This is a genomic window from Devosia sp. Root635 (genome assembly GCF_001427605.1).
In the GTDB taxonomy this organism is placed as follows: domain Bacteria; phylum Pseudomonadota; class Alphaproteobacteria; order Rhizobiales; family Devosiaceae; genus Devosia.
In genome coordinates this window covers 88,172-111,206 of the sequence record NZ_LMGZ01000023.1, presented here as the reverse complement: position 1 = coordinate 111,206, position 23,035 = coordinate 88,172, and the positions used below count along the sequence as shown (strand labels likewise).

At 64.4% G+C, this 23,035-nt stretch carries 27 protein-coding genes and 1 pseudogene; 17 read left to right on the top strand and 11 right to left on the bottom strand.

The genetic code is table 11. The annotated features are described in order from the left end of the window. The first annotated feature begins 137 nt into the window (after positions 1–137). The 8 genes and pseudogenes from ASD80_RS17355 (at position 138) to ASD80_RS17325 (ending at position 7,490) form a co-directional block, all read left to right on the top strand. Entirely contained in the window at positions 138–320 is a 183-nt protein-coding gene (locus ASD80_RS17355; protein ID WP_056235735.1) for a hypothetical protein, read from the top strand. Between the two features lie 133 nt (positions 321–453). After that, complete coding sequence (locus ASD80_RS17350; protein ID WP_162247391.1) at positions 454–1,437, top strand: ABC transporter substrate-binding protein; 984 nt, start codon at positions 454–456, stop codon at positions 1,435–1,437. A gap of 78 nt (positions 1,438–1,515) precedes the next feature. Then, positions 1,516–3,318: a M3 family oligoendopeptidase gene (locus tag ASD80_RS17345; RefSeq protein WP_056235730.1), complete on the top strand. Its 1,803-nt coding sequence runs from the start codon at positions 1,516–1,518 to the stop codon at positions 3,316–3,318. A gap of 50 nt (positions 3,319–3,368) precedes the next feature. Next, positions 3,369–3,536 (top strand): aa3-type cytochrome c oxidase subunit IV, encoded by a 168-nt coding sequence (locus tag ASD80_RS18640; protein ID WP_082531207.1) that lies wholly within the window; start codon positions 3,369–3,371, stop codon positions 3,534–3,536. A gap of 64 nt (positions 3,537–3,600) precedes the next feature. Next, a pseudogene (locus tag ASD80_RS17340) lies at positions 3,601–4,863 on the top strand (Re/Si-specific NAD(P)(+) transhydrogenase subunit alpha); the annotation flags it as partial. Between the two features lie 255 nt (positions 4,864–5,118). After that, a complete protein-coding gene (locus tag ASD80_RS17335) occupies positions 5,119–5,481 on the top strand; it encodes a proton-translocating transhydrogenase family protein (RefSeq protein WP_056235726.1) in 363 nt (120 codons plus the stop codon). A 4-nt stretch (positions 5,482–5,485) separates the two neighbouring features. Further along, the gene (locus ASD80_RS17330; protein ID WP_413813389.1) at positions 5,486–6,892 is read left to right on the top strand and encodes an NAD(P)(+) transhydrogenase (Re/Si-specific) subunit beta; all 1,407 of its coding nucleotides are present in this window, start codon (positions 5,486–5,488) and stop codon (positions 6,890–6,892) included. Between the two features lie 55 nt (positions 6,893–6,947). Next, positions 6,948–7,490 (top strand): hypothetical protein, encoded by a 543-nt coding sequence (locus ASD80_RS17325; RefSeq protein WP_156460530.1) that lies wholly within the window; start codon positions 6,948–6,950, stop codon positions 7,488–7,490. A gap of 141 nt (positions 7,491–7,631) precedes the next feature. Here the strand turns inward: ASD80_RS17325 and ASD80_RS17320 are convergent, their stop codons facing one another. After that, a complete protein-coding gene (locus ASD80_RS17320; RefSeq protein WP_056235721.1) occupies positions 7,632–7,847 on the bottom strand; it encodes a SlyX family protein in 216 nt (71 codons plus the stop codon). A 166-nt stretch (positions 7,848–8,013) separates the two neighbouring features. Between ASD80_RS17320 and ASD80_RS17315 the strand changes: the two genes are divergently transcribed. The 3 genes from ASD80_RS17315 to ASD80_RS17305 all read left to right on the top strand — a co-directional run bounded on the left by ASD80_RS17315 (position 8,014) and on the right by ASD80_RS17305 (position 10,257). Then, the gene (locus ASD80_RS17315) at positions 8,014–8,523 is read left to right on the top strand and encodes a tryptophan-rich sensory protein (RefSeq protein ID WP_056235719.1); all 510 of its coding nucleotides are present in this window, start codon (positions 8,014–8,016) and stop codon (positions 8,521–8,523) included. A gap of 171 nt (positions 8,524–8,694) precedes the next feature. Continuing rightward, entirely contained in the window at positions 8,695–9,333 is a 639-nt protein-coding gene (locus tag ASD80_RS17310) for a DsbA family oxidoreductase (protein ID WP_056235716.1), read from the top strand. A gap of 114 nt (positions 9,334–9,447) precedes the next feature. Continuing rightward, positions 9,448–10,257, top strand: a complete 810-nt coding sequence (locus ASD80_RS17305; RefSeq protein WP_156460528.1) for an alpha/beta hydrolase — start codon at positions 9,448–9,450, stop codon at positions 10,255–10,257. Between the two features lie 121 nt (positions 10,258–10,378). On the opposite strand, the gene rpsU is transcribed toward ASD80_RS17305, so the two are convergent. Beyond that, a complete protein-coding gene (gene rpsU, locus ASD80_RS17300; protein ID WP_056235711.1) occupies positions 10,379–10,651 on the bottom strand; it encodes a 30S ribosomal protein S21 in 273 nt (90 codons plus the stop codon). Positions 10,652–10,884: 233 nt separating this feature from the next. On the opposite strand from rpsU, the gene ASD80_RS17295 reads away from it, so the two are divergent. Continuing rightward, entirely contained in the window at positions 10,885–11,571 is a 687-nt protein-coding gene (locus ASD80_RS17295) for an alpha/beta fold hydrolase (RefSeq protein WP_056235708.1), read from the top strand. A gap of 134 nt (positions 11,572–11,705) precedes the next feature. Here ASD80_RS17295 and ASD80_RS17290 read toward each other — a convergent pair whose 3' ends face one another. The 3 genes from ASD80_RS17290 to ASD80_RS17280 form a co-directional block, all read right to left on the bottom strand. Further along, complete coding sequence (locus ASD80_RS17290; protein WP_200950351.1) at positions 11,706–12,791, bottom strand: 5-(carboxyamino)imidazole ribonucleotide synthase; 1,086 nt, start codon at positions 12,789–12,791, stop codon at positions 11,706–11,708. 3 nt (positions 12,792–12,794) lie between these two features. Then, positions 12,795–13,289: a 5-(carboxyamino)imidazole ribonucleotide mutase gene (purE, locus tag ASD80_RS17285; RefSeq protein ID WP_056235707.1), complete on the bottom strand. Its 495-nt coding sequence runs from the start codon at positions 13,287–13,289 to the stop codon at positions 12,795–12,797. A 72-nt stretch (positions 13,290–13,361) separates the two neighbouring features. After that, positions 13,362–13,577: a YdcH family protein gene (locus tag ASD80_RS17280; RefSeq protein ID WP_056235705.1), complete on the bottom strand. Its 216-nt coding sequence runs from the start codon at positions 13,575–13,577 to the stop codon at positions 13,362–13,364. 155 nt (positions 13,578–13,732) lie between these two features. Here ASD80_RS17280 and ASD80_RS18635 point away from each other — a divergent pair, with 155 nt between their 5' ends. Next, positions 13,733–13,906 (top strand): YdcH family protein, encoded by a 174-nt coding sequence (locus ASD80_RS18635; protein WP_082531089.1) that lies wholly within the window; start codon positions 13,733–13,735, stop codon positions 13,904–13,906. A gap of 253 nt (positions 13,907–14,159) precedes the next feature. On the opposite strand, the gene ASD80_RS17275 is transcribed toward ASD80_RS18635, so the two are convergent. From ASD80_RS17275 to ASD80_RS17260, 4 genes are all read right to left on the bottom strand, one after another. Continuing rightward, positions 14,160–14,927: a sulfite exporter TauE/SafE family protein gene (locus ASD80_RS17275; RefSeq protein ID WP_056235703.1), complete on the bottom strand. Its 768-nt coding sequence runs from the start codon at positions 14,925–14,927 to the stop codon at positions 14,160–14,162. A 23-nt stretch (positions 14,928–14,950) separates the two neighbouring features. Beyond that, a complete protein-coding gene (locus tag ASD80_RS17270; RefSeq protein ID WP_056235699.1) occupies positions 14,951–16,801 on the bottom strand; it encodes a monovalent cation:proton antiporter-2 (CPA2) family protein in 1,851 nt (616 codons plus the stop codon). Positions 16,802–16,950: 149 nt separating this feature from the next. Continuing rightward, positions 16,951–17,679, bottom strand: a complete 729-nt coding sequence (locus ASD80_RS17265; RefSeq protein ID WP_056235696.1) for a DUF1013 domain-containing protein — start codon at positions 17,677–17,679, stop codon at positions 16,951–16,953. Positions 17,680–17,813: 134 nt separating this feature from the next. Then, positions 17,814–18,830: an NAD(P)H-quinone oxidoreductase gene (locus ASD80_RS17260; protein WP_200950350.1), complete on the bottom strand. Its 1,017-nt coding sequence runs from the start codon at positions 18,828–18,830 to the stop codon at positions 17,814–17,816. Between the two features lie 82 nt (positions 18,831–18,912). Here ASD80_RS17260 and ASD80_RS17255 point away from each other — a divergent pair, with 82 nt between their 5' ends. Next, positions 18,913–19,095, top strand: a complete 183-nt coding sequence (locus ASD80_RS17255; RefSeq protein WP_056235692.1) for a DUF1192 domain-containing protein — start codon at positions 18,913–18,915, stop codon at positions 19,093–19,095. Positions 19,096–19,098: 3 nt separating this feature from the next. On the opposite strand, the gene ASD80_RS17250 is transcribed toward ASD80_RS17255, so the two are convergent. Further along, positions 19,099–19,365, bottom strand: a complete 267-nt coding sequence (locus tag ASD80_RS17250) for a hypothetical protein (RefSeq protein WP_156460527.1) — start codon at positions 19,363–19,365, stop codon at positions 19,099–19,101. 186 nt (positions 19,366–19,551) lie between these two features. Between ASD80_RS17250 and ASD80_RS17245 the strand changes: the two genes are divergently transcribed. Next, positions 19,552–19,758: a hypothetical protein gene (locus tag ASD80_RS17245; protein WP_056235687.1), complete on the top strand. Its 207-nt coding sequence runs from the start codon at positions 19,552–19,554 to the stop codon at positions 19,756–19,758. Between the two features lie 307 nt (positions 19,759–20,065). Beyond that, positions 20,066–20,587 carry a DUF1465 family protein gene (locus ASD80_RS17240; RefSeq protein WP_413813388.1) on the top strand — a complete coding sequence of 174 codons (522 nt, stop codon included), beginning with the start codon at positions 20,066–20,068 and terminating at the stop codon, positions 20,585–20,587. Between the two features lie 105 nt (positions 20,588–20,692). Here ASD80_RS17240 and rpmE read toward each other — a convergent pair whose 3' ends face one another. Then, positions 20,693–20,914 carry a 50S ribosomal protein L31 gene (gene rpmE / locus ASD80_RS17235; RefSeq protein ID WP_056235684.1) on the bottom strand — a complete coding sequence of 74 codons (222 nt, stop codon included), beginning with the start codon at positions 20,912–20,914 and terminating at the stop codon, positions 20,693–20,695. A 269-nt stretch (positions 20,915–21,183) separates the two neighbouring features. Here rpmE and ASD80_RS17230 point away from each other — a divergent pair, with 269 nt between their 5' ends. After that, entirely contained in the window at positions 21,184–22,947 is a 1,764-nt protein-coding gene (locus ASD80_RS17230) for an ABC transporter transmembrane domain-containing protein (RefSeq protein WP_056235875.1), read from the top strand. The last annotated feature ends 88 nt before the right edge of the window (positions 22,948–23,035 follow it).

Here is a 23,035-nt window from a genome sequence, read left to right as displayed (position 1 = left end):
ATCGTGTGCCGTTTTGGGAGCAGGATGCGCGGGGGGTGTTAAGGGGGGATTAATCATAGGGAAATCCGCAAGACGCGTTAGGATGGGGAGCCCGGACGGAGGAGTCCGGATTTTCAGGGCAAAGGAGGACCCTGCCTATGGAGCATCGCGCCTATACTGGACTGGAATTCATGGAGGGCTTTTCGCTGCTGGCGGGGGCATTGTGGATCATCGGGGCGCTGCTCGTCGGCGGGCTGGTGATGATCGGCAACGGGCGGCTGGCAGACAGCGCGCCAGCAGCCGAGCAGGCGCCGGCAGTGGAAGCGCCGGCGACGCAATAAGCCAGCGACAGATTGGGGAGGACCGCGCCGGACAGCGCGGCCTCCCAGCAATATAACTTGATAGTCTGTATCATATTATGTATCGGCATCGACAGCGGGCTGGAGGGCAGCGCCGTTGTTGATGGAGAATTCGATGTCGTTGCTTCGCTGTGTGACCGTGCTGATCGCCATGCTGGGGGGCATGGGTAACGTTCTTGCCCAGGAGTTCCCGCAGGTCTTCGAGCACCGCTATGGCACGACCACGCTGGAGGCCCGGCCCGAGCGGGTCGTGACCCTCACATTCAGCGGGCAGGATCATTATCTCGCCGTGGGCGTGACGCCGGTCGGAACGCGCGACTGGTATGGCAATTTCCCCAATGCCGCCTGGCCGTGGGCCCAGGAGGCGCTGGGCGATGGCCAGCCGGTGCTGTTCAAGGACATCAGCTACGAACAGATCGCGGCGCTGGAGCCCGACGTCATCGAAGGCATCGGCTCGGGGATGACCGAGGAGCAGTATGTCGAACTGTCCAAGATCGCGCCGACCATAGCGGCGGAAGCGCAGTATACCGACTACAGCACGCCCTGGTCTGTGCGGGCGCGCACCGTCGGCCGCATTGTCGGCGAGGCGGACAAGGCCGACGCCATCGTTTCCGCGCTGGAACAGCGCTTTGCCGATGTCGCGGCCAGCCACCCCGACTGGGCGGAGCTGGAAGCGGCGGTGGCATTCAATGTCACCGAATTCGGCGTCTATCGTTCGATCGACACGCGGGCGCAGATTCTCGGCCAGCTCGGCTTCAAGACGCCGGCCGCGATCGATGCGGCAGGCGATGAAGGGGCCTTCTGGGTGCCGCTCTCGGAGGAACAGATGGCGCTGATCGATACCGATCTGGTGGTGTGGATCGTTGGCGCGGGCGATCCGGCCAGGATCGCCGCCATGCCGATGCGCGAGCATCTGGCTGCCGTCGAGCAAGGCCGGGAAGTGGTGGCCGACTTCCTGCTTTCTGGCGCGTTCTCCTTCGCTACCCCACTGAGCCTCAACTATATGCTCGACCGGCTGGTGCCGCTGATCGAAGTGGCGGTGGATGGCGATAATTCGACCGTGGTTGAGACCTCGGCCGCAGCGGGCCTGCTGGACTGACGAAATGCGAGGATCGTCCTTCACAGGGCGATCCTGTCTGGCTAAGGTCCGCCGCACTTGACCAGCCGGAGACATGCCATGACCGCCGCCGCACAGAAGGGCCACAACGAATTCGGGGCGCTCCCGGTATGGGATCTTTCGGACCTCTATCCCGGCAAGGACAGTCCCGAATTCAAGGCGGGGCTGGACGAGGCCAGGGCGCTGGCGAGCCAGTTCGAGGCCGACTACAAGGGCAAGCTGGTGGCGCTGACCAGGGCCGGCCAACTGGTCAAGGCGATCAAGGACAGCGAAAAGCTGGGCGATCTCAGCGGCCGCATCGGTTCGTTCGCATTCCTGCAATATGCGCAGAAATCGACCGATCCGGATCGCGCCAAGTTCATGGGCGACACCAATGAGGCGCTGACCAACCTGTCGACCAAGGTGCTGTTCTTCGAACTGGAACTGAACCGGATCGAAGATGCGGACCTCGAGGCCGCCTTTGCCGGGGATGCCGAGCTGGCGCGCTATCGCACCTGGTTCGCCGAATTGCGCAAGGCCAAGCCCTACCAGCTCGACGACAAGCTGGAGGAGCTGTTCCACGACAAGTCGGTGACCGCCTATTCGGCGTGGAACCGGCTGTTCGACGAGACGCTGTCGAGCCTCGAATTCGAGGTGGATGGCGAGACGCTCAACATGGAAGCGACGCTGCATCTGCTCAGCGAAAAGGACGAGAAGAAGCGCGAAAGCGCCTTCAAGGCGCTGGGCAAGACGCTGGCGGCCAATAGCCGGCTCTTCACCCACATCACCAATGTCCTGGCCAAGGACAAGGAAATCTCAGACCGCTGGCGCGGCTATGAGGATATTGCCGATTCCAGGCACATGGCCAATTCGGTGGAGCGCGAGGTGGTCGATGCGCTGCAGGCGGCGGTGCAGGAGGCCTATCCACGGCTCAGCCATCGCTACTACAAGATGAAGGCCAGGTGGTTCGGCAAGGATAGGCTCAATGCCTGGGATCGCAATGCGCCGCTACCGACCAGCGACGAACGGACCTGGGATTGGGAAACGGCGGTTTCGACGGTCCTGGAGGCCTACGGCAAGTTTTCGCCCAAGCTGGCGGACGTGGCGGCACCATTCTTCAATTCGGGCTGGATCGATGCGCCAACCGGCGACGGCAAGCTGTCGGGTGCCTTTGCGCATCCCACCGTGCCCAGCGCCCATCCTTATCTCATGCTCAACTATCTCGGGCGCTCGCGCGATATCATGACGCTGGCCCATGAACTGGGGCATGGCGTGCATCAACGGCTGGCGGCGGATCAGGGGTCGATTCTCGCCAATACGCCGTTGACGCTGGCCGAGACGGCGAGCGTGTTCGGCGAAATGCTGACCTTCCGGCATCTGCTCAACAACACGACCGACCCCAAGCAGCGCTTCGCGCTGCTGTCCTCCAAGGTGGAAGACATGCTCAATACGGTGGTGCGGCAGATCGCCTTCTACACGTTCGAGCGGCGGGTCCATACGGCGCGGCGGCAGGGGGAGCTCAAGACCGAGGAAATCAACCAGATCTGGCTCGATGTGCAGAAGGAATCCCTCGGCGATGCCATCATCTCCAACGAGGGCTACGACATCTTCTGGGCCTACATTCCCCACTTCATCCACTCGCCTTTCTATGTCTACGCCTATGCCTTCGGCGATTGCCTTGTGAACTCGCTCTACGCGCAGTATGAGAAGGCGAGCGAAGGCTTTGCGGAGCGCTATTTCGAGCTGCTCAAGGCCGGGGGAAGCAAGCACCATTCCGAACTGTTGGCGCCGTTCGGGCTGGACGCCAAGGACCCGCAATTCTGGTCGCTGGGCCTGTCGATGATCGAAGGGCTGATCGACGAGCTGGAAGCGACTTCGCCTTAGGTCGACTTTCGGCGATAAGACTTTGAGATAACTGGACTGAAGAGGACGATATGGCCACTAAGCACCGCCCCGAACACCACGCCGAGCTGCAGTTGGAATCGCCGATGGACTACGCCCAGCATGAAGCCACCTACAATGGCTTCCTCACCGCTATCAAATGGTCGATCATTGGCTTGGCGGTGACCGCCATCATCCTCTATTTCCTCGTCAAACCCTGACGCAGACACGCATTCAGGCACTTGAATCGAGCCTGTCCGTCGGGCAGGCGGGCAGGAGACTTTCATGAAAATTGCGATCGTCCGCGAGCGTTTCGAAGGAGAGAACCGCGTTGCGGCGACTCCCGAAACGGTGGGCAAGCTGATTGCGCTGGGTGCCAGCGTTGCGGTGGAAAAGGGCGCGGGCCTGGGCTCGCGCATTCTCGACAAGGAATACCAGGCAGCCGGCGCGACCATTGCGGCTGGTGCCGACGCGGCACTCAAGGGCGCCGAGGTGGTGCTCACGGTGCGCCGCCCCACGGCGGCCTCGCTGGGTGGCGTCGCCAAGGGCGCGCTGGTGATCGGCGCGCTCGACCCCTATGGCAATGACAAGGATGTGGCGGCACTGGCCAAGGCCGGCGTCACCGCCGTTTCCATGGAATTCATGCCGCGCATCACCCGCGCACAGGTGATGGACATTCTCTCCAGCCAGGCGAACCTGGCCGGTTATCAGGGCGTCGTGGAAGCGGCGGCCGAATTCGACCGGGCGCTGCCGATGATGATGACGGCGGCCGGTACGGTGCGTCCGGCCAGGGCGTTCGTGATGGGCGCGGGCGTGGCGGGTTTGCAGGCCATCGCCACCGCCAAGCGCCTCGGCGCGGTGGTGTCGGCAACCGACGTGCGGCCGGCGGCCAAGGAACAGGTCGAGTCGCTGGGCGGCAAGTTCATTGCCGTCGAAGACGACGAGTTCAAGCAGGCGGAAACCGCCGGTGGCTATGCCAAGCAGATGAGCGCGGCATATCAGGCCAAGCAGGCAGAGCTGACCGCGACCCATATCGCCAAGCAGGATATCGTCATCACCACCGCGCTGATCCCGGGGCGTCCGGCGCCGCGGCTGATCACCAAGGCGATGGTGGAGTCGATGGCGCCCGGTTCGGTCATCGTCGACCTGGCCGCCGAGCGCGGCGGCAATGTCGAATTGACGGTGCCGGGCAAGGTCATCGAGCATAACGGCGTCAAGATCATCGGCTATACCAATGTGCAGGGTCGCATTCCGACCACGGCCAGCCAGCTTTATGCGCGCAACCTGCTCGCCTTCCTCACCACGCTGATCGACGCCAAGGAAAAGAAGCTCGCCATCAACTGGGATGACGAACTGGTCAAGGCGACCGTGCTGACGCGCGACGGCAAGGTTGTGCATCCGAATTTCGCGGCGCCTGCTCCGGCAGAAGCCAAGCCGGCTGCGGTGGCCAAGGCAGCACCCAAGGCGCCGGCCAAGACTGTGGAGGCCAAGGCGGCCCCGGCAAAGACCGGTGCCAGTGGCAAGGCCGCGCCCGCCAAAAAGCCAGTGGCCAAGAAGCCCGTCGTGGCGGCCATGGCCGATGCACCCAAGAAAGCCGCGCCGGGCGTGGCGCAATCCGTCCCCGCCGCCGCCGAGGCGCCGGCTCCGGCCAAGCGTGCCGCCACCAAGAAGGCGGCTGCCGTGATCGATGCGGCCGCTGCGGCCAAGGCGCCTGCCGCCAAGAAGCCGGCAGCGAGCAAGCCGGCAGCCACCAAGAAACCCGCCGCCGCCAAAAAACCGGCAGCACCCAAGGGAGCCAAGTAAATGGAAGCAACGGCAGAACAGACCGCCGATGTGATCGGCGCGGTGGCCCATGCGGCCATCGGTGGCGCCATCGACCCCTTCACCTTCCGCCTCGCCATTTTCGTGCTGGCGATCTTCGTGGGCTATTTCGTGGTGTGGTCGGTGACCCCGGCTTTGCACACGCCGCTGATGAGCGTGACCAACGCGATCTCCTCGGTGATCGTGGTGGGTGCCCTGCTGGCCGTGGGCGTGCAGCTCGCGGCCGATGCCAACTGGGTGAGCAAGGTGTTCGGCTTCATCGCGCTGGTCTTTGCGAGCGTCAACATATTCGGCGGATTCCTCGTCACCCAGCGCATGCTGGCCATGTACAAGAAGAAGGGTTGATCCGATGATTTCTGCAGATATTGCAGCCCTTCTCTATCTCGTCTCCGGCGTGCTGTTCATCCTGGCGCTGCGCGGGCTGTCGAGCCCGAGTTCGTCGCGCCAGGGCAATACGTTCGGCATGGTGGGCATGGGCATCGCCATTCTCACCACCTTGGCCGTGGCGGCGCCGAGCGACTGGATCAGCTGGGTGCTGATCGTGGGCGGCATCGGCATCGGTGGCGGCATCGGCGCCTATATGGCCCGTACCGTCAAGATGACCGACATGCCGCAACTGGTGGCGGCGTTCCACTCGCTGGTGGGTCTTGCCGCCGTGTTCGTGGCGGCGGCGGCGCTTTATGCACCCGAAGCCTTCGGCATCGGCGTACCCGGCGCGATCCATGCGCAGGCGCTGGTCGAAATGTCGATCGGCGTGGCCATCGGCGCCTTCACCTTCACCGGCTCGGTCATCGCCTTCGCCAAGCTCAACGGCAATATGAGCGGCAAGCCGATCATATTGCCGGCGCGCCATGCCATCCATATCGTGATGGGCGTGGCCATCGTGCTGCTGGTCTGGGCCTTCACCACTTCGGCCGATCCCTGGCTGTTCTGGGCGATCACCATCCTCGCCCTCGTGCTGGGCGGGCTGATGATCATCCCGATCGGCGGCGCCGATATGCCGGTGGTCGTGTCCATGCTCAACTCCTATTCGGGCTGGGCGGCGGCGGGCATCGGCTTCACGCTGGGCAATACGGCGCTGATCATCACCGGCGCATTGGTGGGCAGCTCGGGCGCGATCCTGAGCTACATCATGTGCAAGGCGATGAATCGCAGCTTCATTTCGGTGATCCTGGGCGGGTTCGGCGGCGACAGCGCCGCCGCCGCCAGCGAGGTCGAGGATGACCGGCCGGTCAAGCAGGGTGCGGCGGAAGACGCGGCGTTCCTGATGAAGAATGCCGGCAAGGTCATCATCGTGCCGGGCTATGGCATGGCCGTGGCGCAGGCCCAGCACGCTTTGCGCGAAATGGCCGACCTGCTCAAGAAGGAAGGCGTCACCGTCAAATACGCCATCCATCCGGTGGCCGGCCGTATGCCGGGGCACATGAACGTGCTGCTGGCCGAAGCCAATGTGCCCTATGACGAAGTGTTCGAGCTGGAGGATATCAATTCCGAATTCGCCCAGTCCGACGTTGCCTTCGTCATCGGCGCCAATGACGTGACCAATCCATCGGCCAAGACCGACAAGACTTCGCCGATCTATGGCATGCCGGTGCTCAACGTCGAGGATGCGGGCACGGTGCTGTTCATCAAGCGCGGCATGTCGGCGGGCTATGCCGGCGTGCAGAATGAACTGTTCTATCGTGACAACACCATGATGCTGTTCGGCGACGCCAAGAAGATGACCGAGGATATCGTCAAGGCGCTGGGCCACTAGGTTCGGAATTGGAAGGCCCGCTTCGGCGGGCCTTTTGCTTGAGGGGAGGCGAAGAATGCGGACACTGGATATCCGCCGGCATACGATGCGGCGCAAGCCGGGCCAGCATCTGTCGCGGGAAGGCATCATCCTGGCGCGGCTGGTGGCGGAAGATGCGCCGGTCTATGACCTGGTGGTGACCAGCACCATTCCGCGGGCGGTGGAAACGGCTATCGCCATGGGCCTTGAGGTCGACCAGTGCATCGAGAAACTGGGGCAGCTTCCGGATGCCGTCCATGCCGGGGTGGGCTGGCCAAGCGCGTTCGCGCGGATTGCCCAGGCCGTCGCCGCGGGAGGGCCCGCCGCGCGGTTTGCCGAGGAACAGGGCAGGCTCTGGCAGGAGATCGCGACGCAGGTGCCGGATGGCGGGCGTGGCCTGATCGTCAGCCATGGGCTGATCGTCGAACTGGGCGCGGTCGCCAGCCTACCCGACGCGAACCATGCCACCTGGGGTGAGGCGATCGGATATTGCGAGGGCGTCCGGCTGCGCTATGACGGCGACGCGGTGAGCGGCGGGTTGCTGCGTGTGCCGGAGGGACACAGGCTTATCGAGAACTGAGCGCAATCCCCACGGTGTCATTCCCGCGCAGGCGGGAATCCACGCTTTGGATAGCCCCGCAAGAATGGATTCCCGCCTGCGCGGGAATGACGTTGGGAAGGGGAGCGGAATACGCCGTGACGGGCAATGGCGGGGAACGGTTCAGTAATGCGGCGGTGGGGGCTCGGTGCTGGGGTCCGCGATATGCACGCCTGAGCGGACCTGTTCTTCCACCGTGTCGAGCTTGCGGGTCAGCAGGTCGATCTGGCGCCATTGTGCGGTGATGGTGGCGTTCAGTTCCTCGATGGTCTGGTCCTGGAAGGCGATGCGCGTTTCCAGGGCTTCGAGACGGCCGGCCAGGTCGGGAAGTATGGGCATGATGGGCTCCGCGTTTGGCCCGGTTCTAGCGCAACACGCTGGTTTAGCCCAGCGCTGCTGCTTGACGTAAACGGAACCCTTTTACCGTTCGGGTTGTTGCTTTGACAGGCAATGACAAAGGCGGCGGCCGAAAATGGCGACCAGCGCGGCAGTTTCGAAATCTTTCATGGCAGTTCTCGATGCCGATCGGCACGATGGGCTCGGCCTGGTGTTGAGCGCGGCGCTGCCATTGGCCGTATTCGTCATCGCCAACGGTGTCGCCGAGATCAATGGCGCGCTGCCGCTGTTCTTTTCGCCGCTGGGCCTGCCGGGCTGGGTCGGCGCGGTGCTGCATCTGGGCGTCTTGCCGCTGTTTGGCGCGGCGCGCTGGATGGTGGCGGGGCGGGGCGATGCCGGGCGGCGCGCCGGCTGGTGGATCGTGGCGCTGATGGCCGGCGTCATCGGCTTTCCGTTCCTCGTGGCGCCGCTCGATTCCCTGTTGCTGAGCCTGGTGGCGCTGGCCTTGCTGGTGGTGGGGCTGGGCGCCATGGCGCGGGCCGGCGCGGTGGATCCCAGGGCGGCGATGGTGATGGCGCCGGGCATGGCCTGGATGGGGTTCAGCGCCTTTGTCGGCCTGAGTTTTGCGGCCGCCTGGTCGCCGCCCTTTGCCGTCACCAACAGCCAGACGGGTGCCTAAAGCGCGTCGCGATCTTTCAGATTCGCTCTGGCGCTTTAGGTCTCTGTTTTAACGCATGTCTTTGCCCCGAAACCGGTGCCCACTTTCGGGAGACATGCCGTAGTTACATCCGGGTGCGCTCTTGCCGTGTGCGGCTTTCCGCGCCATGTGAGGGCAACAAAGGATGTGACCATGACCAAATTGCTCAAGATCGACGTGTTCACCGATGTCGTGTGCCCGTGGTGCCTGGTGGGGTCGGCGCGGCTCGACAAGGCCATCGCGGCGCTGCCCGATGACATCGAGGTCGTGGTCGAGAACCACCCGTTCTATCTCGATCCCAATACGCCCGCCGAGGGCGTGGTGGTGGCCGACATGTTGCGCGAGAAATATGGCAAGGAGCCCAGCGAGATGTGGGAGCGGGTCGAAGGCGAAGCCAGGAAGGCCGGGGTCGATCTCGATCTCAGCCGGCAACCGCGCATGTTTCCGACCAAGAAGGCGCATACCATCACGCGGCTGGCCAAGCCGCTGGGCATCCAGCATGAGCTGGCCAATGCCATCGCCAATGCCTATTTCCTCGAACACCGCCAGATCAACGACGACAATGTGCTGGCCGATATTGCCGCCGAATATGGCTTCGATCGCGGCGACGCCATCGACGCGATGAATGACGACAACGAACTGGCGATCACCGAGCAACTGGCGACCGACGCGGCGACGCAGGGTATTCGCGGCGTGCCGTTCTTCGTGTTCGGCGAAAAATATGCGCTGTCCGGTGCGCAGCCGGACGAGGTGTTCGAGCGGGCGTTGCAGCAGACGATCAGCGAGTTGTAGCCCTCGCGCAAAATTCTCCACGTCCGTCATCACCCGGCTTGTCCGGGTGATCCATTTTCGGGCTAAGAATAGATTCCCCGGACAAGCCGGGCAATGACGCATGGGGGCTTCATCGTGAAATTTCTGCGCCGCATCCTGCTTGTGGTCGTGATCCTGGTCATCGTCGCCTATGCGGGCGTGGTGGCCTACATGTATGTCAACCAACGCGCGCTGCAGTATGACGCGCAGGGCGAGATCACTGCGCTGGCCGATACCGCGCTCGCCGGGGCCGAGGATATCGTCGTACCCTCGGGCGATGGCGCGGTGCATGGCTGGTATCAGGCGCCGCAGGCGGGCAAGCCTGTCATCGTCTACTACAAGGGCAATTCGGGCAGTTTCACCAAGGAGCACGAGCGCTACGAGCAGTTCGTGGCCGATGGCTATGGCTTCGTGGCCTTCGACTATCGCGGCTTTCCCGCCTCGCCGGGGGTGATCAGCCAGCAAGGCATCCTCGATGATGCCACGACCATGTTCGACTGGGCGGCGGCCAAGGGCTTTCCGCTGGTGATCTGGGGGCGCTCGCTGGGTTCGGGGCCGAGCACGTATGTCGCCAGCGTGCGCGATGCCGAGGCGCTGCTGCTCGAAACGCCGTTCCTGTCGGCGGTCACGGTGGCGTGGGAGCGCTATCCCTTCCTGCCGGTGGGGCTGGTCATGCAGGACCAGTTTCCGGTGAATGAATGGATTGCCGATGTCAGCGAGCCGGTGCTGGTGGCGCATGGTACCGGCGACGTGACCATCGATGTCAGCAATGGCGAACGGCTCTACCAGTTGGTGCCCAACAAGGATGAATTGTGGATCGAGCCGGGTGCCGGCCATAGCGACCTTTGGGCGAGGGGCATCTGGAGACATGCCGAGCCGTTCTTCGAGCGGGCGATAGCAGACTGACGGAATTGGTTAACGGACTGTTAGCATTGACGCGCAGTTCGCGTGAATCCACCCAGCCTATAAGGCAAACAAAAACGCCGCCCCGAAGGACGGCGTTTTCAAAACTGATGGCAGAAGGCGCTTAGGTGCGCGGGGTTGCTGCGGCCGGACGGCCGGGCTGGCCGGGACGTGCGGTCGGCGTCGGGGCGGGCAGACCGCCTTCGCGCTGGGCGCGCTTGCGGGCCAGCTTGCGGGCGCGACGAATGGCCTCGGCCTTCTGGCGAGCCTTCTTCTCGGAGGGCTTCTCATAGTAGTTGCGCAGCTTCATCTCGCGGAAGACGCCTTCGCGCTGCAGCTTTTTCTTGAGCGCGCGCAGCGCCTGGTCAACGTTATTATCGCGAACGACTACTTGCAAAGGTCAACCGCCCTTTCGAAGCTTAGACATGTGGGTTTGGATGAGAGCGCCGGAGCCAAAAAACCCCGTCGCCGACCAGCAGAGCCAGTCACCGTGGGCCGCTCTATAGCCCAGCCCCGTGGGCTTGTCCACTGTGCCGATGAGAAAAACCGCGGATTTGGCCTCTGCGGCCTTGCCCTCGGCCGCGCCGGGCGGAACAGTCGGGCCCGATGATTTGCCGCCGGGAGACTGACATGACAAGTGAACTGCTGCTGCTGCCGGGGCTGATCTGTGACGAGCGGCTGTGGCGCGACGTGGTGGCCGACCTGGATGCCCGCGCCATGGTGGCCGACCTGACACAGGACGATTCCATCGCGGCGATGGCGGCGCGGACTCTGGCGGCAGCGCCGGCCCGATTCGCACTGGCCGGGCTCTCCATGGGCGGCTATGTGGCGCTCGAAATCATGCGGCAGGCGCCCGAGCGGGTGACGCATCTGGCGCTGCTCGACACCTCGGCGCGGGCCGATGACGAAGCGCGCAGGGAGACGCGGCGCAAGGGCATCGAGATGGTGGGGCAGGGCAAGTTCATCGGCGTGTCGCGGGGGCTGCTGGGGAGCCTCATCGCGCCGCAGCATATGGGAATGGATGTGGCGAGGGACGTGCAGGCCATGTCCGAGCGGGTGGGGCAGGCAGCCTATCTGCGGCAGCAGGTGGCGATCATGGGGCGCGTGGATTCGCGACCGGGGCTGGGGGATATCGCGGTGCCGACTTTGGTGGGCGTGGGCGAGCTGGACAAGATGACGCCGCCCGAGCTGGCAGAGGAGATCGCGGCGGGGATTGCCGGGGCGGAGCTGGTGCGGTTTGCCGACAGCGCGCATCTGCCGACGATGGAAAATCCGGGTGCGGTGGTGGCGGCGATGCAGGGCTGGCTGGGAAGATAGGGTGCCACGCCCTCGTGGTTCGAGGCGCTGAAGAAGCGCACCTCACCATGAGGGCTGATGATACATCGAGTTCTCAGTAGCCCTCATGGTGAGGTGCGAGCCCTTCGCGAGCCTCGAACCACGAGGGCGTGGCACTATTTACGCGTGATGCGGTTCACATGGCCCATCTTGCGGCCAGGGCGCACTTCCGTCTTGCCGTAGAGGTGAGGTTGGGTGTTGCCATCGAGGCCCGACGGGACGATGCCCACTTCGTCCCCGACCAGATTTTCCATCACCACGTCGGCCATGCGGGCCGGGTCGCCCAGCGGCCAGCCCACAACGGCGCGGATGTGCTGCTCGAACTGGTCGGTGAGGCAGACGGCCTCGGTCCAGTGACCGGAATTATGGACGCGCGGGGCGATTTCGTTGACGACAAGGGTCGGGCGCTCGCCCGGGATGACGAAGAATTCGACGCCGAGCACGCCGACATAGTCGAGCGCCACGACGATGACCTTGGCCAGCATGGCGGCGTGCTTTTCAACGCCGGGTGGAATGTCGGCCGGCACGGTCGAGGTGAAGAGAATGTGGTGGCGATGCACGTTTTCGGCGGCGTCATAGGCGCGGACTTCGCCCGCGGCGTTGCGGGCGACGACGACGGAGATTTCCTTCTCAAACGGCACGAAGGCTTCCAGCACCAGCGGCTTGGGGCTGAGCTCGGCAAAGGCAGTGGCGGCGTCGCTGCGCTCGCGGAGGACGCGCTGGCCTTTGCCGTCATAGCCGAGCCGGGTGGTCTTGAGCACGGCGGGCAGGCCGAGTGCGTCAATGGCGGCTTCGAGATCGGCCAGGGTCTCGACCGGTCGGTAGGGCGCGACGGGGATGTTCTTGGATGCGAGGAAGCCTTTTTCGGCGAGGCGATCCTGCGAGACGGCCAGCGCATTAGCGCCGGGACGCAGGGGTTTTCTGGCGGCGAGGAACTCGGCCGTGGCGGCCGGGACATTCTCGAATTCGTAGGTGACGACATCGACGGCGTCGGCGAAGGCGGCGAGCGCCGCTTCGTCGTCATAGGCGGCGACGGTTTTGTGCGGGGTGACTTCGAAGGCGGGGCTATGTGGGTCGGGGCAGAAGATGTGGGTGCGCATGCCCAGCCTGGCGGCGGCCAGCGCCAGCATGCGGCCGAGCTGGCCGCCGCCGAGAATGCCGATCATGCTGCCCGGTGGCAGCGCGGTAAGGTCGTTTGTCACGCGCTACTCGGTATCTGCGGGAAAGAGCGGGACCGACGCGGTCTGGCGGGTGCGGTGGGCGTCGAGACGGTCGGCCAGGTCCTCGTCGGAAAGCGCCAGCACGGCGGCGGCGATCAGCGCGGCATTGATGGCGCCGGGTTCGCCGATGGCCAGCGTGCCGACCGGAATGCCGCCGGGCATCTGCACGATGGAGAGCAGGCTATCCTGACCGTTGAGCGCCTTGGACCTGACCGGCACGCCGAAGACCGGCAGCGGCGTCATCGAGGCGATCATGCCCGGCAGGTGGGCGGCCCCGCCAGCGCCGGCAATGATGACCTTGAAGCCTTCGGCGCGCGCATTGGTGGCGAAATCGACCAGGCGTTCCGGGGTGCGGTGAGCCGAGACGATGCGCGCCTCATATTCCACTTCCAGCGCTTCGAGCGTTTCGGCGGCGAGGCGCATCGTAGGCCAATCGGACTGGCTGCCCATGACGATGGCGATGGGTGGTTTTGTCAGCATGGAGTCGGCCCTCAAGCTCCACAAAGCCCGCCACTAGCCCAATTTCGGCCACATCTCAAGGCCGGGCGGGGCTCAAGCGATGATATCGGGCAGCAAAATGTTCTCGAGTTGGACGATGCGGTCCTTGAGCGCCAGCTTCCGCTTCTTGAGGCGCTGGATAAGCATGCGGTCGGCGACATGCGAATCGGTCAGCGTGTCGATCGCAGCGTTGAGATCGCTGTGTTCCTGGCGCTTGGTGGCCAGCTCCAGACCCAGGGTGGCTTCCTGTTCCTTGGTGAGCGAAAGCATGGATTCCCGCGTACTCCCGACCTCAGCCGTTACCTCTGGTTAACCGATCACGGGGAGTTTTGCATCAGATTTCCAGAGGTCTCGTGAAGGCAGTCGACAAGTCGTGAATTATTTGTGACGATCGATTCGTCCACATAGGCTTTCAAGGAGTTGTCATGACGACTGAAGGGCATATCGCGGCGCTCGAACGGCGCCACCAGGAGTTGGACCGCCAGATCCAGGCAGAACTGCAAAGCACCCGCCACGACGATCTGATGGTCAGCGCGCTGAAGCGCAAGAAACTCGAAGTGAAGGACGCGCTCTACAAATTCAATGTGGTTTCCCAGTAAGAGCGGCAAGCAAGCCGCCTATCTGGGTTTGAAGGGTCACAGCATGCGCTGCGGCCCTTTTTTGTTGTCTTGTGGTGCGCTCGAAGGACCCCCACCCTCAGTCCCTCCCCCACAAGGGGGAGGGAAGCCTGCCCGGTGGTTGTGAAGATATTCGAGATGACCTTTGAAGGTCGATCTGGCGCCTCCCTCCCCCTTGTGGGGAGGGAATGAGGGTGGGGGTGATGTCACCGCAAACGCGATGCCGTGCCAGAGCTCAAAGCCCCCAGAATACCCCGCGGGCGCCATCCCAGACCAGCTTGAGCGAGAGCAGGAAGACCAGCCAGTAGGCGATGCGGTAGAACCATTTCATCGAGATACGGCGGACCAGCCAGACGCCGGCCAGCACGCCCACTATGCCCACCGGGATCAGCGCGGCCGAGAGCTGCAGGTTGTGAGTATTGAGCTGGCCGAGGAAGAAATAGGGGATCAGCTTGGCCGAGTTGACGATGGCGAAGAAGAAGGCCGAAGTGCCCGAATAGATGGCGGGCGTCAGCCGCTGGGGCAGCACGTAGATCTGGAAGGGCGGGCCGCCGGTGTGGCTGATGAAGCTGGTGAAGCCGGCAAAGCCGCCCCAGAAGGTGCCCCAGAGCCGGGATGGTGGCAGGCCTTCGAGCTTCTTGCGAATAGGCAGCAGGGCATCGAGGATGAAGAGCAGCGTCACCACGCCGACGAAGAGCAGCACGCCGTCATCGGACACCACCGACCACAGTGCCCAGCCCAGCAGCGTGCCGACGGCCGCGCCGGGCAGCATGATGCGCAGGATGCGCCAGTCCACTTCCTTGCGATAGGTCCAGACGGCGATGACATCCATGGCCAGCAGCACCGGCAGCATCATGCCCGCGGCATCGCGCGCCGGCATGACCAGCGCCAGCAGCGGCACGCCGACCATGCCCAGGCTGCCGAGCAGCCCGGCCTTGCTGAGACCGACAATGAGCACCGCGATCACGGCGACCGTGACGAAATAGGGATCGAAGATGGGCATGGGTGGGTCCGAGGGAAGTCGTACTACTCGGTACGCTTCGGGGCGGGCTTGTCAACTGGAATGGCAGATGGGCTGTCGCCGCGCATGGCTTCGTCGAGCAGGCCCATGGAATGGCGCACCATGCCGACATAGGCGTCTTCGTCGTGGCGTACCGAGTAACTGTCCTGCAGCAATTCGTTGTCGTGGCGCTCGAAAGCCTGGGCCATGTGCATGGCGTCGTTGGGGGCGACGCCGAGCTGGGTCAGCACCTTGGCGCCGAGGCTGATGGCGGAAAGGAAGGTTTCGCGTTCGAAAATCTCGACGCCCAGCGCCATCAATTCGTGGGCATGGCCGCGATCGACGGCGCGGGCGGCGACGGTGACCGCGGGGAAGTGCTTGCGCAGGTGGCGGGCAATGGTGAGGATACGGTCGTGGCCACCGACGGCAATCACCACCAGGTCGGCCTGGCCGACACCGGCGGCGTGGAGCAGGTCGAGCCGCGAGCCGTCGCCATAGAATACCTTGACGCCGAACTTGCGCACCAGGTCGATCTGGGCCGGATCGTCGTCGATCAGCGTCATCTCGAAGCCCTGGCTGCGCAGCATGCGCGTGACGATCTGACCAAACCGGCCATAGCCCAGGACGACGATGCGGCGTTGCTCGTCGATGGGATCGTTGGGGCGCCCGGGCCGGCGCCGGGCATCGAGGCGCGGGGCGATCAGGCGGTCGAAGGCCAGCAGCAACAGGGGCGTGGTCGCCATGGACAATGCGACGGCGACGGCCAGCAAAGCGTGGTCGTCGGCGTGGATGGCATTGTTGTTCTGGGCGAATTGCAGGATGACGAAGGCGAATTCGCCGGCCTGGCTCAGCAGGATCGCGACCAGCAGCCGATCGGCCAGGTGCATGCGGAACAGGCTCGCCAGCACGAACAGCACGGCAATCTTGATGCCGACAAAGCCGAAGACCAGCGCCAGCAGCCGCAGGGGCTCGGACCACAGGATGTCGAAGGCGATGGACATGCCGACCGAGATGAAGAAAAGACCCAGCAGCAGCCCCTTGAACGGCTCCAGGTTGCTCTCGAGTTCGTGGCGATATTCGCTGTCGGCCAGCAGCACGCCGCCGATAAAGGCCCCCAGTGCCGGCGAGAAGCCCTCGAACTGGGCCAGCAATGCCGCGCCGAAAACGATGGCGAGCCCCAGGGCGGTGAAGGCTTCGCGCACGCCGGTCCGAGCCACGAAGCGCAGCACCGGACGAACAAGGAAGCGGCCCCCGAGCACCGCGCCGACAAAAGCGCCGATGATGATGAGCGGAGTGAGCCAGTCCAGCGGATTGGCGATGGCTTCGACAGCGACCGTCACTTCCTGGTCGAGGGCGGCTTCAGGCATGGCCAGCAGTGGTATGGCGGCGAGAATGGGAATGACCGACACGTCCTGCACCAGCAGAACCGCCAGGCTTGCCCGGCCGGCATCGGTGTGGGTGATGTCGCGCTGCTGGGTCGACTGGATGGCAATGGCCGTCGAGGACATGGACAAAGCCAGCGCGACGATGACGGCGATGTTGAGGGAGAAGCCGGCCGCCAGCAGCGCCAGGGCGATGATAAGAGCGGTGACGGTGAGCTGGGTGACGCCGAGCCCCAGCACCTTGTGACGCATGCGCCAGACTTCGCTGGGCTGCAGATCCAGGCCGATGAGGAACAGCATCATGACGATGCCGAATTCGGCGATATGGCGGATCATCTCGCTGTCGGAGACCAGGCCCAGCCCATAGGGTCCAATCAGGATGCCGGCGGCGAGATAGCCGAGGACGGTGCCCAGGCCCAGCGCCTTGGCAAGCGGCACCAACGCCACGCTGGCCGCCAGCAGAACGAAAATGGCCAGCAGGATGTTGTTTTCCAAACGACCGTTTCTCTCAGGAGGATCGACGGCAAATCATGGGGCCACAGCGCGCTCGTGTCGAGGCGGGGGAGCCGGGAAATTGTATGGTCAAATAGTCGGGGGTCGCGGCGGGGAAAGAAAAACGGCGCCAGTGGCGCCGTTTTGAAAGCTTAGTTGTCGGTGTCGCTCTTGAGCGACTTGAGCTTGGCGAACACCGAGTCGGCGTCGAAATCATCCTGGGCCTGCTCGGGGCGATGGTCGTTGGCGGCGAATTCATTCTCTTCGCCTTCGGCGTGGCCTCGGCCGCCGGAGCGGGCCAGGGCTTCCTCGGCCGTCATCAGCATGGTGCCTTCCGCCGGCTCATCGACGCCGGGACCGCCCTTGGAGGCGCGCTTGACCTCGAGGTCGAGGTCGATCTGGCTGCACAGGCCCAGCGTCACCGGGTCCATGGCGGCCAGGTTGGCGGCATTCCAGTGGGTCGATTCACGCACCGAATCGATGGTCGACTTGGTGGTGCCGACCAGGCGCATGATCTGCGCGTCCTTGAGCTCGGGATGGTTGCGCACCAGCCACTTGATGGCGTTGGGGCGCTCGTTGCGGCGCGAAATCGGGGTGTAGCGCGGACCCTTGCGCTTGGCCGCGGCGACGCGAACCTTGGGTTCGCTCAGCTTCATGCGGTATTCGGGATCGCCCTCGGCCTTTTCGATCTCCTCGCGGGTCAGCTGCCCGTTCTGGATCGGGTTGACGCCCATGATGCCGCCGGCGACGTCGCCATCGGCGATGCCCTGAACTTCGAGCGGATGCAGCGTGCAGAAGGCGGCGATCTGCTCGAATGACAGCGCAGTGTTGTCGACGAGCCAGACAGCGGTCGCCTTGGGCATCAACAGTGGCTGGGTCATGATAAATCTCTCCTGCAGGCGCGGCCGGTTTTCCTCCGGGCCGCTCCGCCTCTTTGCTTCATGCTGAGGGGGAACATGCTCCAATATATGGGTTCAAGGGCTGATCCGCAATGGCGATGTGGGGCTTACCTCCCCTAAGGGAGAGGTGAAGAGCCGAACGCGGTCACCAGCACGATCTTGCCGACATGACTGCGCGCTTCCATGGCGCGATGGGCGTCGGCCGCCTGGGCCAGCGGGAAGGTCGTGATGGCGGGTTTGATGAAGCCGGGCTGCGACAGCGCCGGCAGCAGGTCGGTGCGGATACGCGCCGCGATGGCGGCCTTGGTCGCCGGCGTCTGCGGGCGCAGGGTGGAGCCGGAGAGGGTCAGTTGCCTCGCCATGATGGTGCGCAGCGAGAGATTGGTATTGGCGCCATCGAGGGTCGAGACCTGGACGATGTGACCGCCGCGGGCCGAGGCGGCGATGTTCTTTTCGGTCATGGGGCCGCCGATGATATCGACGATGCGATCGACGCCGCGGCCGTCGGTCAGGGCCAGGGCGCGGGCGGCGATGTCTTCATGGGTATAGTCGATGGTGGCGAAGGCGCCGAGGCGGCTGGCATAGTCGGCCTTGGCGGTGGACGACACCACGCCGATGGCGCGGGCGCCCAGGATGGTGGCGATCTGGATCGCCGCGCCGCCAATGCCGCCGGCCGCACCATGCACCAGCACGGTCATGCCCGGCTCCAGTCCGGCGCGTATCACCAGCGTCTGGGTGATGGTGAACCAGGTTTCGGGCAGGGCTGCGGCTTCGACGAGTGTCCAGCCGGCGGGAACGGGCAGGACCTGTCCGGCGGGTACCGCGGCATATTCGGCATAGCCGCCGCCATTGGCCAGCGCCATGACGCGGTCGCCGACCTGCCAGCCGCTGACGCCCTGGCCGAGCGCGGCGATTTCGCCCGCCACTTCCAATCCCGGCAGGGGCGAGGCGCCCGGTGGGGGATCGTAGTGCCCGCGGCGCTGGGCCAGGTCGGGGCCATTGACCCCGGCAGCGCCGACGCGAATCAGCACCTCGTCATCGCCGCATTGCGGCAGGGGCTGGCGTTGGAGCTCAAGTCCTTCGGGGCCGCCCGGCCGGGCGATGGCTATTGCCTGCATGTCTGTCTCTGTCATGCCACCATGCTGGTCGATGCGGATTTGCTCCGCAAGCCTTTGCCGCTAGACTGGGGGTTCGACCCGGCGCAGGAGGCTGACAATGTTCGACGAAGAAATCCGGAAGCCCAAGGGCCACGAGGTGGGCATGCAGCTCGACACCATGTCGGTGGAAGAGCTGAACGAGCGTATCGCCATGCTCGAAGGGGAGATCGCCCGGCTCAAGGCCGCTATCGAAGCGCGCGGCGCCACGCGCAAGGCTGCGGACGCCGCGTTCAAGTTGTAGCGGTCAGTGCCCGGCCGGCTTGACCGAGCCATCTCCCATGCGGACCGAGCCGTCGCCGAAGGCGGTCGGCGGTTCGGGCTGCGGATTGAAGCCGCGAGCCTCGTAGGGCGGGTCGGGCTGGGGGTTGAAGCCCCTGATGTCGCCCGGATGCACGAAGCCGTTGGCCAGGGTGACGGCGGGCAGCAGTTCGGCGCTGTGGCCGTCGCTGGTGGACATTACCACAAGCGCGACCAGCAAACCGGCAGCGGCTCCAGCAGAGATAGTGGTCATGATTGTCTCTCCACATTGGCGGAATGCCAATAGAGCCAGAAAACACCATCGCGCCTGCACCGGGTCGGAACGGCGCATTCACCCATCATTCACCGGCCCGCCCCGTTAGGCTTAACGGAGGGTTGACGTTGCGGCAGTTCGGTAACCGGCTAACCTCGATGGCGGATTGTCCATTGGGAGGTGGCGATGGGACGGGATGCAGTGCTGGAGGGCGTGCGGCCTCTCGATATCGAACAGTTGCGGCTCCTGGCGGCAGGGCAGTCGGCCACGGCATCGGCCCAGCAACTGGCCCGGATCGAGGCCAAGGGGTGGCTCGAAACCGTTGGCGGCATCCATCTCATCACGCTGACCGGCCGGACCTTGCTGGAGCGGCCACCATTCAACCTCGGTTGAACCGCAGCAAACGCAGTCAATGGAGAGGCAAGAGGCAGGGTTAAGAAATCGACTCCTGTTAACGCACAATTAATATGTTCGCGCTAACCTGACATTATTCAGATTGTTCTGGATTTTGCAGAGTGGTTTCTCCCTCTGTTTGACGCCTCCCTGTTAACTTCGAGAGCGGTTCCTACCGCTCTTTTTCTTTTTCAGGGGTCGGTTTGGCCTTGTTATGGCCCTGATCTTAAAGCTCTTTTCAGCTTGATTGGTCCGAGGGGATGACGCCTCGGCAGTTTGCGCCTAGCATGGCAGGCGCAGGAGGAGCGTGCGCTTGACGGATGTGAACGAGACAGCGCCGGCAATCGCCATCGGGCCGCGAATCGTGGCGTCGGGCGGTTTTGACATGCTCTATCGGGAAGGCATGGGCCTGATCGAGGACGTTGCCTCCTATCTCGATGGCGAGGGCCGCAACGAGAGCCGGCTGCTCGGGCGCGAAGCCTCGTTTCTCTACGCTACCGAATCGATGCGCCTCACCACGCGGCTGATGCAGCTTGCCTCATGGCTGCTGCTGCAGCGCGCCGTCAACGAAGGCGAGATTACACGCGAAAATGCCCGCTCCGAAAAGGAGAAGGTCAAATTCTCGGCGACGCCCTCGGAACGGGGCGGGCCGGGCTATGACCAGCTCCCCGAAGCGCTGCGCGGCTACATCGACAAGGGCGATCGTCTGTTCGACCGGGTGATGCAGTTCGATACGCTGGAGCGCGGGCGCATGCCGGAGCTCGATCCGGGCACGGCAAACGGCATCGCCGACCAACTCGCCCGGCTCAAGGCGGCGTTCGGGCGCTGAGGCGCTGTTATCTCCCAATTGACATCGTGGCTGTGGATGAATGGCCGCTTTCCTAAACAAAAAGCCCGGCACGAGGCCGGGCTTTTGAATTCAGATCGGGTCGGCTTAGATGCCGAGGCCCTTGAAGCGCTCCTTGAAGCGCGAGACGCGGCCGCCGCGGTCGAGCAGCTGGCCCGTGCCGCCGGTCCAGGCCGGGTGGGTCTTGGGATCGATGTCGAGCTGCAGCGTATCGCCGGCCTTGCCGTAGGTCGAACGGGTCTCGTACTTGGTGCCGTCGGTCATGACCACGGTGATGGTGTGGTAGTCCGGATGGATGTCAGCCTTCATCTCAATCGCCTCAAATCAAACGGGCGCCGCGGCGCCCGGAGAGCAGTTAAACTGGGTGTTGCCGGCTTCATACAGAAAGGGCGCCCAATCTGCAAGGGCTTGTCGAAAAGCGGAAGGGCGCGGCAATTTCACACCGGCGAGGCTGTTGCCGCTCCGGCGGGCAGCGCCTATATCCAGGCTCCAATCCGGCCGTTCTCCAAGACAAGTGGCGTAATCCCGCGATGACAGACCAGGCCGTTCCGGCAGAGGCTGACCCCGAAAAGATCGCAATGACCCCGGAGGTGAGCCCCAGGAAGCTGCAACCTTTGCGCAAGCTGGTGCCGTTCATGCTGCGCTATCCGGTGCGGCTGGGGCTGACCATCGCGTTCCTGCTGATTTCGACCGTTGCCTCGCTGGCCATACCGGCCCTGCTGGGTGGGGCTATCGACCAGGGCTTCGTGGCGCAGAATCTGGAAAATGTCGGCCGCTATGGCTGGCTGATCATCGGCGTCGCGGCGGTCATGGCGGTGGCCAGCGGGGCGCGCTTCTATTTCATCTCGGTCATCGGCGAGCGCGTGCTGGCCGACCTGCGGCAGGCGGTATTCGCGCACCTGCTGGGGCTCGATGCGCGCTATTTCGATACCAACAGGGTGGGTGAACTCACCAGCCGGCTCAATGGCGACGTGGCGACGATCCGCGGCGCGGTGGGGTCGAGCTTCTCGCTGGCTTTGCGCTCGACGGTGACCATTATCGGTGCGCTGGTGATGATGCTGCTGACCAGCCCGATCCTGACCCTGGCCGTGGTGGTGGCGGCGCCGGCCATCCTGTTCCCGGTCATCACCTTTGCCCGCCGGCTGCGCGGCATGTCGCGCAAGACCCAGGACGCGCTGGCCGATCTTTCGGCCATGGCCACCGAAATGCTGGGCGCTACCCGCACTGTCAAGTCGTTCACCCAGGAGCCCGTGCAGGCGGCCAATTACGACGAGCGCAGCGAGGCCAGCTACCAGGCCGAAATACGGAGGCTGCTGGCCCGCTCGGTGCTGGTGGGCATGGTGATTTTCCTCGGCACGGCGGCTTTGGTATTCCTCGTCTGGTGGGGCGCCCGTTCGGTGTTCGAGGGCACGGTGACGGCGGGGCAACTGGCGCAGTTCCTCGTCTATGCGCTGATGGCCTCGGGCGCGCTGACCAATGTCAGCGAGGTGCTGGGCACGCTGCAATCGGTGGCCGGCGCCACCGAGCGGCTGACCGAAATTCTCGATACCGAGCCGACCATTCGCGAGCCGGCCCAGCCGGTTGCCCTGCCGGTGCCGGCGCTGGGCACGGTGGCCTTCGAGCATGTGACCTTCTCATATGACGGGTCCGAGCCGGTGCTCAACGGTCTCGATTTCACCGTCGGGCGTGGCGAGACCGTGGCGCTGGTGGGGGCTTCGGGCTCGGGCAAGTCGACGACGCTGTCGCTGCTGCAGCGCTTCTACGATGTCAGCAGTGGCGTCATCCGGGTCGATGGCGTCGATATTCGTCAGGCGCGCCTGCGCGAATTGCGGCAGCGTTTCGCCTATGTCGAGCAGGAGCCGACGATCTTTGCCGGCACGATCGCGGAGAATATCCGCTTCGGCAAGCCGGAGGCCGATGAGGCCGAGGTCGAGGCGGCGTCACGCGCCGCTTTGGTGCATGATTTCGTGCTGGATCTGCCGCTGGGCTATAACACGATGGTCGGCGAGCGCGGCGTGATGCTGTCGGGCGGGCAAAAGCAGCGCCTCGCCATCGCCCGCGCCATCCTCAAGAATGCGCCCATCCTGCTGCTCGACGAAGCCACCAGCGCGCTGGACGCGCAGAGCGAGCGGCTGGTGCAGGTGGCGCTGGAGCATCTGATGGAGGGCCGCACCACGCTGGTCATCGCCCACCGCCTGGCCACGATCCGCGACGCCGACAAGATACTGGTGCTCGATGGCGGCCGCATCATCGACCAGGGCACGCATGACCAACTGGTCGCCAAGGGCGGGCGCTACGCCGAGTTGGCGCGGTTGCAGTTCAGGATGGAGGATGCGGGGTAGGAAGAATGGATTCCCGCCTCCGCGGGAATGACGTCGAGAAAAACTGAGTCATTCCCGCGTAGGCGGGAATCCATTCTTTGCTTAGCCC

Bases quoted from the DNA above. Each gene is read 5' to 3' on its own strand.
- ASD80_RS17355 (WP_056235735.1), top strand. From the start codon at position 138: ATGGAGCATCGCGCCTATACTGGACTGGAATTCATGGAGGGCTTTTCG.
- ASD80_RS17350 (WP_162247391.1), top strand. From the start codon at position 454: ATGTCGTTGCTTCGCTGTGTGACCGTGCTGATCGCCATGCTGGGGGGC.
- ASD80_RS17345 (WP_056235730.1), top strand. From the start codon at position 1,516: ATGACCGCCGCCGCACAGAAGGGCCACAACGAATTCGGGGCGCTCCCG.
- ASD80_RS18640 (WP_082531207.1), top strand. From the start codon at position 3,369: ATGGCCACTAAGCACCGCCCCGAACACCACGCCGAGCTGCAGTTGGAA.
- ASD80_RS17335 (WP_056235726.1), top strand. From the start codon at position 5,119: ATGGAAGCAACGGCAGAACAGACCGCCGATGTGATCGGCGCGGTGGCC.
- ASD80_RS17330 (WP_413813389.1), top strand. From the start codon at position 5,486: ATGATTTCTGCAGATATTGCAGCCCTTCTCTATCTCGTCTCCGGCGTG.
- ASD80_RS17325 (WP_156460530.1), top strand. From the start codon at position 6,948: ATGCGGACACTGGATATCCGCCGGCATACGATGCGGCGCAAGCCGGGC.
- ASD80_RS17320 (WP_056235721.1), bottom strand. From the start codon at position 7,847: ATGCCCATACTTCCCGACCTGGCCGGCCGTCTCGAAGCCCTGGAAACG.
- ASD80_RS17315 (WP_056235719.1), top strand. From the start codon at position 8,014: ATGGCAGTTCTCGATGCCGATCGGCACGATGGGCTCGGCCTGGTGTTG.
- ASD80_RS17310 (WP_056235716.1), top strand. From the start codon at position 8,695: ATGACCAAATTGCTCAAGATCGACGTGTTCACCGATGTCGTGTGCCCG.
- ASD80_RS17295 (WP_056235708.1), top strand. From the start codon at position 10,885: ATGACAAGTGAACTGCTGCTGCTGCCGGGGCTGATCTGTGACGAGCGG.
- purE (WP_056235707.1), bottom strand. From the start codon at position 13,289: ATGCTGACAAAACCACCCATCGCCATCGTCATGGGCAGCCAGTCCGAT.
- ASD80_RS17280 (WP_056235705.1), bottom strand. From the start codon at position 13,577: ATGCTTTCGCTCACCAAGGAACAGGAAGCCACCCTGGGTCTGGAGCTG.
- ASD80_RS18635 (WP_082531089.1), top strand. From the start codon at position 13,733: ATGACGACTGAAGGGCATATCGCGGCGCTCGAACGGCGCCACCAGGAG.
- ASD80_RS17275 (WP_056235703.1), bottom strand. From the start codon at position 14,927: ATGCCCATCTTCGATCCCTATTTCGTCACGGTCGCCGTGATCGCGGTG.
- ASD80_RS17265 (WP_056235696.1), bottom strand. From the start codon at position 17,679: ATGACCCAGCCACTGTTGATGCCCAAGGCGACCGCTGTCTGGCTCGTC.
- ASD80_RS17260 (WP_200950350.1), bottom strand. From the start codon at position 18,830: ATGACAGAGACAGACATGCAGGCAATAGCCATCGCCCGGCCGGGCGGC.
- ASD80_RS17255 (WP_056235692.1), top strand. From the start codon at position 18,913: ATGTTCGACGAAGAAATCCGGAAGCCCAAGGGCCACGAGGTGGGCATG.
- ASD80_RS17250 (WP_156460527.1), bottom strand. From the start codon at position 19,365: ATGACCACTATCTCTGCTGGAGCCGCTGCCGGTTTGCTGGTCGCGCTT.
- ASD80_RS17245 (WP_056235687.1), top strand. From the start codon at position 19,552: ATGGGACGGGATGCAGTGCTGGAGGGCGTGCGGCCTCTCGATATCGAA.
- rpmE (WP_056235684.1), bottom strand. From the start codon at position 20,914: ATGAAGGCTGACATCCATCCGGACTACCACACCATCACCGTGGTCATG.
- ASD80_RS17230 (WP_056235875.1), top strand. From the start codon at position 21,184: ATGACCCCGGAGGTGAGCCCCAGGAAGCTGCAACCTTTGCGCAAGCTG.